11 protein-coding genes are annotated in these 14,910 nt (G+C 39.3%); 2 read left to right on the top strand and 9 right to left on the bottom strand.

All coding sequences use genetic code 11. The features are described from left to right. Positions 1-38: 38 nt before the first annotated feature. Complete coding sequence (locus PLEUR7319_RS0127020) at positions 39-635, bottom strand: DUF1997 domain-containing protein (RefSeq protein WP_019508357.1); 597 nt, start codon at positions 633-635, stop codon at positions 39-41. 119 nt (positions 636-754) lie between these two features. Between PLEUR7319_RS0127020 and pheA the strand changes: the two genes are divergently transcribed. Next, positions 755-1,621, top strand: a complete 867-nt coding sequence (gene pheA, locus PLEUR7319_RS0127015) for a prephenate dehydratase (protein ID WP_019508356.1) — start codon at positions 755-757, stop codon at positions 1,619-1,621. Positions 1,622-1,727: 106 nt separating this feature from the next. Here the strand turns inward: pheA and PLEUR7319_RS0127010 are convergent, their stop codons facing one another. From PLEUR7319_RS0127010 to PLEUR7319_RS0126975, 8 genes are all read right to left on the bottom strand, one after another. Continuing rightward, entirely contained in the window at positions 1,728-2,369 is a 642-nt protein-coding gene (locus PLEUR7319_RS0127010) for an LON peptidase substrate-binding domain-containing protein (protein WP_019508355.1), read from the bottom strand. A gap of 278 nt (positions 2,370-2,647) precedes the next feature. Continuing rightward, positions 2,648-2,965: a 30S ribosomal protein S10 gene (rpsJ, locus tag PLEUR7319_RS0127005; protein WP_019508354.1), complete on the bottom strand. Its 318-nt coding sequence runs from the start codon at positions 2,963-2,965 to the stop codon at positions 2,648-2,650. A 200-nt stretch (positions 2,966-3,165) separates the two neighbouring features. Beyond that, positions 3,166-4,395: an elongation factor Tu gene (gene tuf, locus PLEUR7319_RS0127000; RefSeq protein ID WP_019508353.1), complete on the bottom strand. Its 1,230-nt coding sequence runs from the start codon at positions 4,393-4,395 to the stop codon at positions 3,166-3,168. Positions 4,396-4,417: 22 nt separating this feature from the next. After that, entirely contained in the window at positions 4,418-6,493 is a 2,076-nt protein-coding gene (gene fusA / locus PLEUR7319_RS0126995) for an elongation factor G (RefSeq protein ID WP_019508352.1), read from the bottom strand. A 297-nt stretch (positions 6,494-6,790) separates the two neighbouring features. Continuing rightward, a complete protein-coding gene (rpsG, locus tag PLEUR7319_RS0126990) occupies positions 6,791-7,261 on the bottom strand; it encodes a 30S ribosomal protein S7 (RefSeq protein ID WP_019508351.1) in 471 nt (156 codons plus the stop codon). 337 nt (positions 7,262-7,598) lie between these two features. Continuing rightward, positions 7,599-7,970, bottom strand: a complete 372-nt coding sequence (gene rpsL / locus PLEUR7319_RS0126985; protein WP_019508350.1) for a 30S ribosomal protein S12 — start codon at positions 7,968-7,970, stop codon at positions 7,599-7,601. Positions 7,971-8,185: 215 nt separating this feature from the next. Continuing rightward, on the bottom strand, positions 8,186-8,545 hold the full coding sequence (locus PLEUR7319_RS0126980; protein ID WP_019508349.1) for an iron-sulfur cluster assembly accessory protein: 360 nt from the start codon (positions 8,543-8,545) through the stop codon (positions 8,186-8,188). Between the two features lie 355 nt (positions 8,546-8,900). Next, complete coding sequence (locus PLEUR7319_RS0126975; RefSeq protein WP_019508348.1) at positions 8,901-9,323, bottom strand: phosphomannose isomerase type II C-terminal cupin domain; 423 nt, start codon at positions 9,321-9,323, stop codon at positions 8,901-8,903. A gap of 873 nt (positions 9,324-10,196) precedes the next feature. Between PLEUR7319_RS0126975 and gltB the strand changes: the two genes are divergently transcribed. Continuing rightward, positions 10,197-14,867 carry a glutamate synthase large subunit gene (gene gltB / locus PLEUR7319_RS0126970; RefSeq protein WP_019508347.1) on the top strand — a complete coding sequence of 1,557 codons (4,671 nt, stop codon included), beginning with the start codon at positions 10,197-10,199 and terminating at the stop codon, positions 14,865-14,867. Positions 14,868-14,910: the final 43 nt, after the last annotated feature.

The raw sequence follows: 14,910 nt of genomic DNA, 5'->3' as shown, positions 1-14,910 counted from the left end.
TTTAAATCATACAGTTGCTCCAAAGTGTAGGTTTAATCTTAAAATCCAAGATCGGGGGACAATTCACTCGAAGACATTGGTTTTAGCTGGGGTTTTAGCTGGATCTCTTGAGATGCCCAAGTACGATAATCCTGAATTAGCTGAGTAACTAGTTTTTGTTTAATTCTGACTAAAACACTTTTGAGAAGTTGATTACCTGCTACTTCTAAGAATGGTTTAGGAGTAAGCATTAATGCTGCAGGTAATTCTACTCCTACCTCTAAATCTGCTTGCCCTGATAAAGTTGTCTCTCCTTCAACTTCTTGAGCATCTAAAATACCTTTTAATTTAAGAGAAAAACGTCGATTTATATAATCAATTCCTTTGATTTGACAACCTTCAGATTTCAAATATACACTTCCGTTAGAGCCAGACCATACTTTGAGCAATACAATTGGTTGAAAATGGTACATTTCCATAAAGTTGATGGGTCGCATTTTCAATTCAAACAAATCATCAGATATCTGTTTCATTAATCGTGGATCGGCGATCGCCTTAACTAACCTTTTAGGTTGGCGTAAATAATGCTGTATAGGTGTTTCTTCGTCTTTGAGCGATATCTGAACTGATTCTGATGTTTTGAAACTTACGTACATAGATAAAATCACCGAAGTTATTGCTAATTATTAATTTTAAGTTACATTACTTCAGATTTTATCTTAATGTAAAAAATTGATACTGTTGCTAAATCTTTGTATCTGAAAAATATATTTCCATGACGCTTTCACTTGCTTATCTAGGTCCAACGGGGACTAATTCGGAAACTGCTGCTCTAGCATACTCTAACTGGTTAACTAGTAGTCGACAGCAAAAATCTACCCTATGTCCCTATCCCAGTATTGTTTTAGCTTTAAGATCTGTAACTCAAGGGGAAGTTTCTCAAGCAGTAGTACCTATAGAAAATTCTATTGAAGGAAGTGTAACGGTTGTTCTGGATACTCTTTGGCAATCGAATAATTTGCAAGTGCATCAGGAGTTGACTATTCCCATTTTTCATGGGTTGTTATCCTATGCTTCATCTCTAGAACAGATTAAAACAGTCTATTCTCATCCTCAAGGTTTGGCTCAATGCCAAAAATGGTTAGAAAATTTTTTACCCCAAGTTCAGCTTATTCCTGCCAAATCTACTACTGAGGGCATAAAATTCCTCCAAGATGATCCAACTGCAGCTGCAGTGTCTTCTCCCAGAGCTGCTGAACTGTATCAAGTTCCATTACTAGCACCAGATATTAAAGATCGACCTGATAACTGTACTCGTTTTTGGATTGTTAGTTCTGAAAAAAGCGATCGGGGAAATTATCTTTCCTTAGCATTTAGCTTGCCAGAAAATGCTCCTGGAGCTTTGGTTAAAGCACTAAAAATTTTTGCTCAAAAAGAAATTAATTTGAGCAAAATTGAATCCCGTCCCAGCAAACGCTTGTTAGGAGAGTACATATTTTTTATTGATCTAGAAGGTAATTCTCAAGCTCCTAAAATAAAAGAAGCTTTAAGCGAATTATCCGAATGTACAGAGATTTTAAAAATATTTGGTAACTACAGTAAACTAGATAATCTGAGTTCGGAATTAGGAGTTATAAGTTAGGAGTTATATTATTTGGTGTCATTTCGATCACCCAACGATTTTTACTGTGAAATTCAGAAATTATAGCAATTTAAAGACAGCTATCAATTGTCAATTTGCCACTTAATCAATCATCCAAAGCATCTTTGAGAGCAGTTCTGGCTGCCAGGTGATTGCGTGTAGAACTGAGAATTTCCTGTTCCCGTTGTAAACGTTTGAGAGTATCTTGCATTTCTAGCAAAGCTTGTTGTTCCGATGCAACTCCATATAAATTACTAGCTACCCAGTAAGATAACTCTGTAGGGGAACTAGGTAAATCATCGGGAAGTTCGATTTTTTGACTAGTTAACTTAGCTGATAAATGAACTACATCTCGCAATAGTTCCTCAACTTTAGTTGCCATTGGTTTTAAATCTTCGGTAGGAGGTTGATCTTCGATCCACTCTACTAAACCAACACGATAGGGTTTTTCACGAATATACTCTAAGACCCTAAATCTTTGCTGTCCCAAGGTTAGCATTTTCATGCGGTCATCAGGAAGTCTCTGAAAATGGAGGATTTCAGCACAGCAACCATATTCAGCGATACCTCCCGTTGCCGGATCAATTGATAACACCCCAAAGCGGCGATCGTTTTCCAGAATTGTATTCATCATAATTCTGTAGCGATATTCAAAGATATGTAGCGGTAACGGACGGCTGGGAAACAAAACTACTTCCGGAAGGGGAAATAAAGGTAGTTCTCTGACTGCGATTGAAGAAGATGCCATCTAAAACTTGTTTTTAGCTATAACATGAATGATTGCTTATTATCTACTGTAGCGGATTTTTTATCAGAACATATATACCTTAATTAGGGAGTCAACAATAAATTTTATAATCTAGTCATTGTCTAATGTTCTCCAGGGCTGACTGAGGAGACTGAGAGTAAGTTTTATAGGTTTACTTACTAGTTGACCAAAATTGCAACTCAATTATCGATTAGCTCAACCCTTTAGAAGCGAATCCAAAGGGCTTAAAAAATGATTAATTAATTGATAATTAAGTACTAAAGTTTAACTTCTATATCAACGCCAGCAGGTAAATCCAACTTCATCAGAGCATCAATTGTTTTGGAAGAAGGCTTATAAATATCAATAATACGGCGGTGGGTACGGGTTTCAAAATGTTCACGAGAATCTTTGTCTACATGAGGCGATCGCAAAACACAATAAATTTTGCGTTTTGTGGGTAAAGGAATTGGACCAACGGCTGAAGCATTAGTTCGATTCGCAGTATCAACAATTTTCTCACAGGAAGTGTCTAATAAACGTTGATCAAAAGCTTTAAGGCGTATACGTATTTTTTGTTGTTGAATCGTTGCCATGTTGTTTAATTGTCGAGGTACGGATATTTAATTTAATATTCTGTGAATCGAGAGCAGACAGCACATTTTACCACTAGTACTGAATGACTCACCCATTTTCTCACATAACTAAGAGAGTAGACCATGTTAGCTAGGTTTTCGGCTGGCCAAATCTACTCTCATAGGTTAAGTTTTTCGTTCTATGTTGGTTGTCCTACGGACTACTTAATGATCTTAGAGACCACTCCAGCACCAATAGTACGACCACCTTCACGAATCGCAAAACGCATTCCTTGTTCAATGGCGATGGGGTTGATCAATTCAACATTCATTTTGATGCGATCGCCAGGCATTACCATCTCTACTGCACTACCATCATCGGCAGTATAATCAGTAATAGTACCAGTTACATCAGTTGTACGAACATAGAATTGAGGACGGTAGTTTTTGAAGAAAGGAGTATGACGACCACCTTCTTCTTTAGTTAATACGTAAACCTCTCCTTCAAATTCAGTATGAGGAGTAATTGAACCAGGTTTGGCCAATACCATTCCTCGCTCAATTTCATCTTTCTGGATACCACGAAGTAGCACACCAACATTATCTCCAGCCATACCTTTGTCTAGAGTTTTTTGGAACATTTCTACCCCGGTCACGGTAGTGCTGCGAGTATCTTTAATACCTACGATTTCGATAGTTTCACCCACCACTACTTCGCCACGCTCAATACGACCAGTAGCTACAGTACCACGACCAGTAATGGAGAACACGTCTTCTACTGCCATTAAGAAAGGCTTATCGACTTCACGCTCAGGAGTAGGAATATATTCATCGACTTGCTCCATCAAGTCATAAATTTTGTCTACCCACTTGTCATCGCCTTTTTTAATGTCGGACTTAGCAGTTAAAGCTTCTACTGCTTTTAGAGCAGAACCAGAAACGATCGGGATGTCATCCCCTGGGAAATCGTACTCGCTCAAAAGTTCACGAATTTCTAGTTCAACTAGCTCAAGTAGCTCTTCATCATCTACTTGATCTTCCTTATTCATAAATACTACCAAGCTGGGAACACCAACTTGCTTTGCCAAGAGAATGTGTTCACGAGTTTGAGGCATAGGACCATCCGCCGCAGATACAACCAGGATACCGCCATCCATTTGAGCCGCACCAGTGATCATATTTTTCACATAGTCAGCGTGTCCAGGACAATCTACGTGAGCGTAATGACGGTTTTCAGTTTCATATTCTACGTGAGCAGTATTAATAGTGATACCGCGAGCTTTCTCTTCAGGCGCAGCATCGATATCTTCGTAATTTCTCGCTTTAGCAGTGCCTAGTGCTGCTAGAGCTAGAGTAATTGCTGCTGTTAAAGTAGTTTTACCGTGGTCTACATGGCCTACAGTACCGATGTTAGCGTGGTCTTTATTACGTTCAAACTTTGCGCGTGCCATTGATTATTATTCCTTATTTAAATTAAGCGTTCCCTTTATTTTTAGCGATAATTGCCTCAGCTTCGACGCGAGGAACTTCGCTGTACTCACTGAACTCCATGGTAAAAATACCACGTCCTTGGGTTTTAGAACGGATATCGGTGGCATAACCAAACATTTTTGCCAAAGGGACTTGAGCAACTACTTTAGCTATACCGTCTTCGGAGTTCATTCCTTCAATGTTGCCCCGACGTGAATTTAAGTCTCCGATAACGTCTCCTAAGAAATCTTCCGGGACTTCAACTTCTAATTTCATCATCGGTTCTAAAACTACAGGAGAAGCTTGTTTAACAGCTTCTCTAATCGCTATAGAACCAGCAACCTTAAAAGCCATCTCGTTAGAGTCTACATCGTGATAGGAGCCATCAACTAGAGTAACCTTGATATCGATCAAAGGATATCCTGACAAGATACCAGATTCACAAGTTTGTTTCACCCCTTGCTCGATAGCAGGAATATACTCTTTGGGAATAGTACCTCCAACAATTTTAGAAACAAACTCAAATCCAGTTTTGGGCTCTGCTGGTTCAATTGACAAAACTGCGTGACCGTATTGACCTTTGCCACCACTTTGTTTAATGTACTTGCCTTCGGCTTGACTACTTTGGCGAATTGTTTCGCGATAGGCTACTTGCGGTTTACCTACGGTGGCTTCAACATTAAACTCTCTCAACATCCGATCTACTAGAATTTCTAAATGAAGCTCACCCATGCCTGCAATTACAGTTTGGTTAGTCTCAGGGTTAGTACTCACACGAAAGGTTGGATCTTCATCAGAAAGTGCTTGTAAAGCTTTAGACAGTTTCTCGACATCACTTTTTGTCTGAGGTTCGACAGCCACTGAAATAACCGGCTCAGGAACAAATAGAGATTCCAAAATAATCGGATTGTTCTGATCGCAAAGGGTGTCACCTGTGCTAGCCACTTTCAAGCCCACTATGGCGCCTAAATCTCCTGCTCTTAGCTCTTCAACCTCAATGCGCTCATTCGACTTAAGGACTACTAGACGGGAAATTCTTTCTTTCTTTTGCTTAGTCGAGTTATAGACATAGCTACCCTTACTTAAAACTCCTGAATAAACCCTAATAAAAGTCAAACGACCAAATTTATCAGTAGCAATTTTGAAAGCCAAGGCTGAAAAAGGCTCGTCGTCACTGGAATGTCGAACTGCTTCCTCTCCATTAGGCAACTCGCCGGCGATCGGAGGTACTTCTGTCGGAGCAGGTAGGTAGTCAACTACTGCATCTAAAAGAACTTGAACGCCCTTATTCTTAAAAGCAGACCCACAAAGCATTGGCATGATTGAACCATCAATCGTACCTTTACGGATTGCCGCTTTAATTTCTGCTTCACTGAACTCCTCTTCCATCATAAATTTCTCTAGGAGCTGTTCGTCAGTTTCAGCAATTGATTCAATTAACTTAGCCCGAAACTCTTGAGCTTGTTCTAAAAGTTCATCGGGAATTTTAACTTCTTCTATTTTCTTTCCTAAATCGTCTCGATAAACTACAGCCCTCATCTTGACAAGATCTACTATGCCTTGAAAATCTCCCTCGCTGCCGATAGGGATTTGAATTGGCACTGCATTAGCTTTAAGGCGCTCTCTAATCTGTTCATAAACTTTGAAGAAGTTTGCTCCCGTTCGATCCATTTTGTTCACAAAAGCAATTCTCGGTACATTGTACCTATTTGCCTGTCGCCAAACAGTTTCGGACTGAGGTTGCACGCCACCTACGGAACAAAACACAGCAATCACACCATCCAAAACTCGCATGGAGCGCTCCACTTCAATAGTGAAATCAACGTGTCCTGGAGTATCGATAATATTAACTTTATGATCTTTCCAACTCGTGCTGATAGCAGCCGCAGTAATAGTGATACCTCGCTCCTGCTCTTGCTGCATCCAATCCATAGTAGCTGCACCGTCATGAACCTCACCCATTTTGTAGGCAATGCCAGTGTAAAAAAGAATGCGCTCTGTTGTTGTTGTTTTGCCCGCATCTATGTGAGCTGCGATACCGATATTTCGCACTCGCTCAAGCGGAATGGTACGTGCCACAAATGCCTCCTTGCTTTTTGCAGGATGAAATTCTTATATGTTTACTAAAGTAAACACTGCTTATAATTCTATACTTTCATATCGGTGTTTATTTTGATAAAAACACTTTATATTTCAGATTTACAATAAACTACATTTTGGCAAAAGTTCAGAACTATAACATCAGCCACTTACTTCCAGCAAACAAACTAGTAAAATATCTAGATCCAAGGAAACTAAAATTAAATTATGTCCAATTTCGATATTTCAAAGGTTTATTTGAGAAATTTTAGTTGAAATGAAATAGTTCTAAATTTTTTAGTAGCGATAGTGAGCAAAAGCTTTGTTTGCCTCTGCCATACGATGAGTTTCCTCTCTCTTTTTCATCGCCCCTCCAGTTTCGTTGGCAGCATCCATAATTTCGTTGGCAAGCTTACTTGCCATAGTACGACCACCTCTGGAACGAGAAAACTGAATTAACCAACGTAAAGCTAATGTTGTACCTCTACCTTGTCTAACTTCCATTGGTACTTGGTAGGTAGCCCCGCCAACTCGACGAGCTTTAACTTCTACTAAAGGAGTTAGATTTTTGATTGCTTGCTCAAAGACTTCTATTGCCTCACTCCCCGTTTTTTCAGCAATAATAGCCATAGCATCGTACATTATGCGAGCAGCTAAAGACTGTTTACCACTGCGCATAATTCTTCTAATAGTCATGCTTAGTAAACGACTATTGTAGACAGGATCTGGAGGGATAGGACGCTTTTTCTTGGTTGAACGACGAGACATTATTTTAATTAATTTAAGTTAAAGACTAAAGAACAATAATTTTAGTCGCCTTCAATACTAAACTTGAGTTATGTTGTGGTATTGATACGACGTTTGATACAAACTAACCAAGCCGAATTACGATTTAACTGTTGCGATAGCATGATTTTTGCTTGGGACCAATCGCTACCTATAGGGCTAGTAAAAACTTATTTTTTACTGTCAAGGAATTTAGGGAACTCGTTATCAGCATTTCACTAAAAATAGCACCCTTGTCTGCTATAGCAACTCTTCAGATGGGGATGCTTCTCAGCCGCCTAGTTTTTAGCAATTAATTAATATGATACAAGCCTCAACTTTACTTAGGACGTTTAGTACCATACTTGGAACGACCTTGAGCTCTGTCTTTTACTCCAGTTGTATCTAGAGTACCGCGAACAATATGGTATCTAACCCCTGGTAAATCTTTGACACGACCACCACGGATTAAAACTACGGAATGCTCCTGCAGGTTGTGTCCAATTCCTGGAATATAAGCAGTTACTTCAAAACCTGAAGTCAAGCGTACCCTGGCAACCTTTCTTAATGCTGAATTGGGCTTTTTGGGTGTGGTTGTATACACTCTGGTACAAACCCCACGACGCTGAGGGCATTCTTTGAGGGCTGGAGATTTAGTTTTCTTTTGCGATTTAGATCGTTCGTTACGAATAAGTTGCTGAATAGTGGGCATGAGTTACTTAGCTGGCGTTACTATTTAATCCTTGAGTTAACCTTGTTGAGGAAAGCTATTGAAAATAGCAGACAAATTCTGATTATATGACACCTAGCATTTGCGTGTCAATCATATTGGCATTAATCTTGGATTTTAATGTCGTGCGACTTGGAAACCCATTGATATTAACATTAGATTTGATTTATCCAGCCCATAAATACAGTTAAACCGTGCTATTTTGTCGCGGCAAAAGAAATTCCACAACCACAAACGTTAGTTACTTTGGGATTATGAAATCTAAATCCTCCTCCCATCAGATCTTCTGAATAGTCTAACTTTAAGTTCTCAATATATTCCCACGATTCTGAGCTGACTACTACATGGATATCATTAATTTCTAACAAACGATCATTGGAATGCACAGCTTGGTGATTTCCATCTTGGCTATCTACCGAATCTTCTAGCTGTAAGTCATAAAATAAGCCAGAGCAACCACCTGATTTTACCTTTAACCTCAAAGAACTTTTGAGTTTATGGGTGTGTAGCTGAATACGCTTGATCTCTTTTGCTGCGGTTGGACTGATCTCGAACATGAAAAATTTGCTTGATTTATCAAGTTTTACCTGTTAATTTATGCTACAGCAAAATACTAATTTTCCAATGGTGTGAATTAGCTTCGTTGATATTAAAAGTTTTTTAGCTCTTAGCTCTTAGCTTTAAGCTTTAAAAATCTACTGGTTAAGACCGTGTTCAAATGAGTGCTGTTGATCTTCATAAACCGCAACTTGAGTTACTAGAAAAAGAATCTAAAAAGCTTATAGCTTATGGCATATAGCCTACAGCTTTTTAGCGAATTACTGGATTTCTTAATTCACACTAGACGTGTAGTACAAATTCTTACTAAGACATACGGAGAAAATCCTTTTCTATAAGAAAGTCAATGTCAACCTATTGACGCGAATAATCATCGCTAAAACGGATAATGTCATCTTCTCCAAGATATTGCCCATTTTGAACTTCAATCAAAACTAGTTTAATCACGCCAGGGTTTTCTAACCGGTGAGAAGTACATTGAGGTACGTAAGTAGACTGATTACTACCGAGAATCATCTCTTGATCGCCACAAATAACTTTGGCAGTGCCAGAAACTACGATCCAATGTTCACTTCGATGATGGTGCATCTGTAAACTAAGACGATGACCGGGATTTACTTCAATTCGCTTAATTTTATAACCTTTACCTTCTTCCAAAGTAGTAAAAGAACCCCAAGGACGAATCTCTGTGGCGACGACTCCTAATTGAGTTGGCGATGATGGTATAGCTGTAACGCTGTTGCTTGGTTTAGATTTGGTTTTTGTTGACTGGGACATAATTACTAGATTTGTTGAAAATAAAATTTACGAACTCAATTCAATTTGCGAGCTTATTTCAAGTTGTCGCTACAATAATATCTGCTAGAAAAGATTTATCAAGTCAATCTATCAAAAAGATAACAGACAATTTTGTAAAATCTAAGTCAAATGCTTTGACAAGCAAGACATCTATACAGAATCTTCATGAACGATGGCTTGAAAAAAGATATTTCAATTACAAATTAAAGTTTTGATAGATATTTGGCAGCACTCTATAAGTAAAAATACTTAATAATATACTGAGTATTTCTGAAATATGATTGTTGATTCCAGAAAACTGTATTCAATAAACCTTTTTATGAAGGTTTACTTCAGTTAGAATAGATATCCTATAGATTGATTTACCAGTTGTTCACTGTTCTAATTAAATAAAAACTATAACTACTGAGTATTCAATTAGCTTAGGTTGAGTTGTACTGAGAATATTGCTGGTATTTATTAGTATCTGTGTCTAACACAATATGATTTTAGATCAAGCATCTGGAAACTTGAATATTGGTATGCTGAGATGAGGAGTAGACAAAATCCCCTTAGCTTTTTCATATATCAAACTTTAGCAGTATTGAGATTGAGACATCAGGTAAATAGTAAACTGTCAGTAATCTGATTACTGGACGTTCTATGTTCGCAGTTAATCTAATCTGGTTTTCAACTATAAAGTGCTTTTTTGTCTAATTTAACGCTAATTAATTTGTAATCTTGAATAACTAATCAGGGTAAGACAATTTTTATTCAATGCTGATTCTACGGCTTTTAGAGTGAATCTGCAATAACAATTAACTATCAAATAACTATCAAAAAAGATATCTAAAATAATTCAACATATTTGGTATGGACAAGCTGGCAATGGAATCAAAAGAAGTTATAAGCAGAAATGTGTATCAGAACAACCGAGAATACGAGTCGAATACTAAACCTTTTCAAGGTCAACGTTGGTTAGTAGAAGAAAGAGATGCTTGTGGTGTAGGATTTATTGCCTATCAGGATGGTCGACAAAGTAATAAGCTAATCAAGCAAGCTCTCAAAGCTTTAGGATGTATGGAGCATCGGGGTGGATGCAGTGCCGATCGCGATTCGGGAGATGGCGCAGGGATTATGACATCATTACCCCAGAAACTATTTGCTACTTGGTTTGCTGAGAATAGCATTTCTCAACCACAGTCAGAAGCTTGGGGAGTAGGCATGATATTCTTGCCACAAGCTGAAGAACAGGCTGAAGAGGCTAAAAAATTTGTTGAAAAAATAGTAGAAGCTGAAAACCTAACAGTCTTGGGTTGGCGAGAAGTTCCTGTCAGCCCAGAAGTCTTAGGTGAACAAGCAAAAGCTTATCAACCTCATATTGAGCAAATTGTTGTTACCTCTCCTGAAAACTTAGCGGGAGATGATTTAGAGCGCAAGCTATATGTAGCGCGATCGCGAGTTGGTAAGCAGTTATCAGATGACTTTTATATTTGCTCTTTTTCTTGTCGAACAATTGTTTATAAAGGAATGGTGCGTTCGGTTGTTCTGAGAGAGTTCTATCAAGATTTAGCTAACCCTGATTATGAAAGCAGTTTCGCTGTTTATCATCGTCGTTTTAGTACTAATACGATGCCGAAATGGCCCTTTGCACAGCCAATGAGAATCTTGGGTCACAATGGCGAAATTAATACTCTGTTAGGCAATATCAACTGGATGTCCAACAGAGAGAAAGAATTAGTTGCCAATTTTAGTGAAGCATCTTTACCTAATTGGAATCAAGCTGAGATTAAAAGTTTGACACCCATTGTTAACAATGACAATAGTGATTCCTATAATTTAGATAGTGCTATGGAGCTATTGGTGCGGAGTGGTCGCAGTATTCCCGAAGCAGCAATGATTTTAGTTCCAGAGGCCTATAAAAATCAACCTTCCCTACAAGAATATCCCGAAATAGTTGATTTTTACGAATATCATAGTGGTCAGCAAGAGCCTTGGGATGGTCCTGCATTGTTAGTTTTTAGTGATGGTAAGACCGTTGGTGCCACCTTAGACCGTAATGGTTTACGTCCTGCTCGCTACAGTATTACTAAGGATGGTTATGTAGTAGTAGGTTCGGAAACAGGAGTGGTCGATTTACCAGATACGGAAGTAATCGAAAAAGGTAGATTGGGTCCAGGTCAAACTATTGTGGTGGATCTCCAGAGCAAAGAAATATTACGCAATTGGGAAGTTAAACAGCGCATTGCTCAAGTAAAACCCTATGGAAAATGGATCGAGCAATATCGTCAATCTCTTGAATCTCAGGAGTTTGGTACAGCCAATCTGATTACTGAAGCAGAATTACTACAACAACAAACTGCTTTTGGCTATACTGCCGAAGATGTGGAATTGATCATTCAGTCGATGGCTATCAACGGTAAGGAGCCAACGTTCTGTATGGGAGATGATATTCCCCTGGCAGTGCTGTCTAATAAGCCGCGACTGCTATATGACTATTTCAAACAGAGATTTGCTCAGGTAACAAATCCAGCGATCGATCCTTTAAGAGAAAAGTTGGTCATGTCCTTGTCCATGCAGCTGGGTTCTAAGGGTAATATCCTTAACTTACAACCTGAAGATGCCAGATTACTAAAATTAGAATCTCCAATCTTAAACGATGAAGAATTAGCCAGTATTCAAACTTCTAGCTTTAAGACCCAAAAGCTGTCTACCTTATATAAAATTGCTACTGGACCAAATGGTTTAAAAGATGCAGTAGCCCAGTTATGTGAAAAAGCGACAGCCGCAATACAAGCTGGAGTAGAAATCATTATTTTGTCTGACCACCCAGGAACACAAAATATCGGAGCAGAATATAGTTATATTCCTCCTTTACTAGCGGTTGGCGCAGTTCATCATCATCTAACCCGTCAAGGATTACGTTTAAGAGCTTCTTTGGTAATAGACACAGCTCAATGCTGGAGTACTCATCACTTTGCTTGCTTAATTGGTTATGGTGCTTCGGCAGTTTGTCCCTATTTAGCCTTAGAAAGTGTGCGTCAGTGGTGGAATAATCCTAAGACGCAGAATTTAATGCAAAATGAGCGTATTGAATTTGTTAGTTTAGACCAAGCACAAAAGAATTATCGTAAGTCCATTGAAGCAGGATTACTGAAAATCCTCTCCAAAATGGGAATTTCTTTGCTTTCTTCTTATCATGGCGCACAAATTTTTGAAGCACTAGGCTTAGGAGTTGATTTAGTTGATTTAGCTTTTGCTGGCACAACTTCTCGTTTAGGTGGTCTGACTGTTGCCGAGTTGGCTCAAGAAGTTATTGCTATTCATCAGAGAGCTTTTCCTGAACTTCAAGGGAAAAAGCTAGAAAATTACGGTTTTGTTAAATATAAAAAAGGCGGAGAATATCATATGAATTCTCCTGAAATGTCGAAAGCATTGCATAAAGCAGTTGCCAGTAAGCAGTATGACCATTACGAACTTTATAAACGGCAGTTGCAGGGAAGACCAGCTACAGCCTTACGAGATTTATTGGATTTTAAACCAGATCGTCAATCTATTCCCCTAGAAGAAGTGGAGTTAGTGACCAGTATTGTCAAACGTTTCTGTACTGGAGGGATGTCTCTTGGTTCTTTATCACGGGAAGCTCATGAGACTCTAGCGATCGCCATGAATCGGATTGGTGGCAAGTCCAACTCTGGAGAAGGGGGGGAAGACTCAACTCGCTTCCAGATTTTAGATGATGTAGATTCTGAGGGTAAGTCCCCAACTCTACCTCATCTCAATGGTTTGCAAAATGGTGATACTGCTAGTTCAGCCATTAAACAAGTAGCATCAGGACGGTTTGGGGTGACTCCAGAGTATCTGATGAGTGCCAAACAACTGGAAATTAAATTAGCTCAAGGAGCAAAGCCAGGGGAGGGAGGACAGTTACCAGGGAAAAAAGTCAGTCCTTATATTGCTTCTTTGCGTCGTTCTAAACCAGGAGTAACTCTAATTTCTCCTCCTCCACACCACGATATTTACTCCATCGAAGATTTAGCTCAGTTAATATTTGATCTGCATCAAATTAACCCGACAGCTAAAGTTTCCGTCAAACTAGTTGCCGAAATCGGTATCGGTACAATTGCCGCTGGTGTAGCTAAAGCTAATTCTGATGTGATCCAAATTTCTGGTCATGACGGTGGAACTGGTGCATCGCCTCTTAGTTCCATCAAACACGCAGGAGTTCCTTGGGAACTGGGATTAACTGAGGTACATCGAGTATTGCTAGAGAATCAACTGCGCGATCGCGTTCTCTTGCGAGCTGATGGAGGCTTAAAAACAGGCTGGGATGTCATTATGGCTGCTCTTATGGGAGCAGAAGAATACGGCTTTGGTTCAATAGCCATGATTGCCGAAGGCTGTATTATGGCAAGAGTTTGTCATCTGAATACTTGCCCTGTGGGAGTAGCAACTCAACAACAACACCTTAGAGACCGTTTTAAAGGTGTGCCGGAACACGTAGTTAACTTTTTCTACTTTGTTGCCGAGGAAGTACGCTCGCTGTTAGCTAAATTGGGTTATCGTAAGCTCGAAGAGATCATTGGTAGGACTGATTTACTGAGACAAAACCCCGAGGCTTCAATAGCCAAAACCGAGGGGTTAGATTTGAGTTGTTTAATTGACCTACCCAATGTCAAGGCAGATCGTAGCTGGTTACAACATGGTGATGTCCATACTAACGGAGCTGTCTTAGATGACGAATTACTAGCCGATCCAGCAATTACTAAAGCGATCGCTAATCAAACTAAAGTTAGCAAAGATGTAACTATTATTAATACCGATCGCAGTGTGGGAGCAAGAATTTCTGGAGCGATCGCCACTAAATATGGCAATAGTGGTTTTGCAGGAGAAATTAAGCTTAAATTCCAAGGTGCTGCTGGTCAAAGCTTTGCTGCGTTCAACCTTCCGGGAATGAAGATGATTCTCAGAGGAGAAGCTAATGATTATGTAGGCAAGGGAATGCACGGTGGAGAAATTATTATTACTCCTGCAAAAGGCTCAACCTACGATTTTGCTAGTAACGTAATTATTGGTAATACCTGTCTGTATGGTGCCACTGGTGGAACACTCTATGCCAATGGTCGTGCTGGAGAGAGATTTGCAGTACGAAACTCTATGGGCAAAGCCGTCATCGAGGGAGCTGGCGATCACTGTTGTGAATATATGACAGGTGGGGTTGTAGTAGTTTTAGGTGAAGTAGGACGCAATGTCGGAGCAGGAATGACAGGAGGATTAGGTTACTTCCTCGATGAAAGTAATACCTTTACGAGAAAAGTTAATCCTGAAATTGTCAAGATTCAACGAGTTATTTCTCCCGCAGGAGCAAAACAACTGCAAGACATGATCTTGAAACACATCGAGAAAACTAATAGTCCTAAAGGAAAAGCAATTCTGCAAGATTGGGACAATTATCTAGATAAATTTTGGCAGGTAGTACCACCATCAGAAGCTGATAGCCCAAAAGCAAGTCTAGAAGAAAATAAAGCTCTTACTTCGGTATAGCTTCTCGGCCACCAATAAATATTGTTAATAAAAAGGGGTAGGG

Source organism: Pleurocapsa sp. PCC 7319 (assembly GCF_000332195.1).
Taxonomy (GTDB): Bacteria; Cyanobacteriota; Cyanobacteriia; order Cyanobacteriales; family Xenococcaceae; genus Waterburya.
This window is presented reverse-complemented; position numbering and strand designations above follow the sequence as displayed.

Coding starts and splice junctions, on each gene's coding strand:
- pheA (WP_019508356.1), top strand. CDS start 755: ATGACGCTTTCACTTGCTTATCTAGGTCCAACGGGGACTAATTCGGAA.
- rpsL (WP_019508350.1), bottom strand. CDS start 7,970: ATGCCCACTATTCAGCAACTTATTCGTAACGAACGATCTAAATCGCAA.
- PLEUR7319_RS0127010 (WP_019508355.1), bottom strand. CDS start 2,369: ATGGCATCTTCTTCAATCGCAGTCAGAGAACTACCTTTATTTCCCCTT.
- tuf (WP_019508353.1), bottom strand. CDS start 4,395: ATGGCACGCGCAAAGTTTGAACGTAATAAAGACCACGCTAACATCGGT.
- rpsG (WP_019508351.1), bottom strand. CDS start 7,261: ATGTCTCGTCGTTCAACCAAGAAAAAGCGTCCTATCCCTCCAGATCCT.
- rpsJ (WP_019508354.1), bottom strand. CDS start 2,965: ATGGCAACGATTCAACAACAAAAAATACGTATACGCCTTAAAGCTTTT.
- gltB (WP_019508347.1), top strand. CDS start 10,197: ATGGACAAGCTGGCAATGGAATCAAAAGAAGTTATAAGCAGAAATGTG.
- PLEUR7319_RS0127020 (WP_019508357.1), bottom strand. CDS start 635: ATGTACGTAAGTTTCAAAACATCAGAATCAGTTCAGATATCGCTCAAA.
- PLEUR7319_RS0126975 (WP_019508348.1), bottom strand. CDS start 9,323: ATGTCCCAGTCAACAAAAACCAAATCTAAACCAAGCAACAGCGTTACA.
- PLEUR7319_RS0126980 (WP_019508349.1), bottom strand. CDS start 8,545: ATGTTCGAGATCAGTCCAACCGCAGCAAAAGAGATCAAGCGTATTCAG.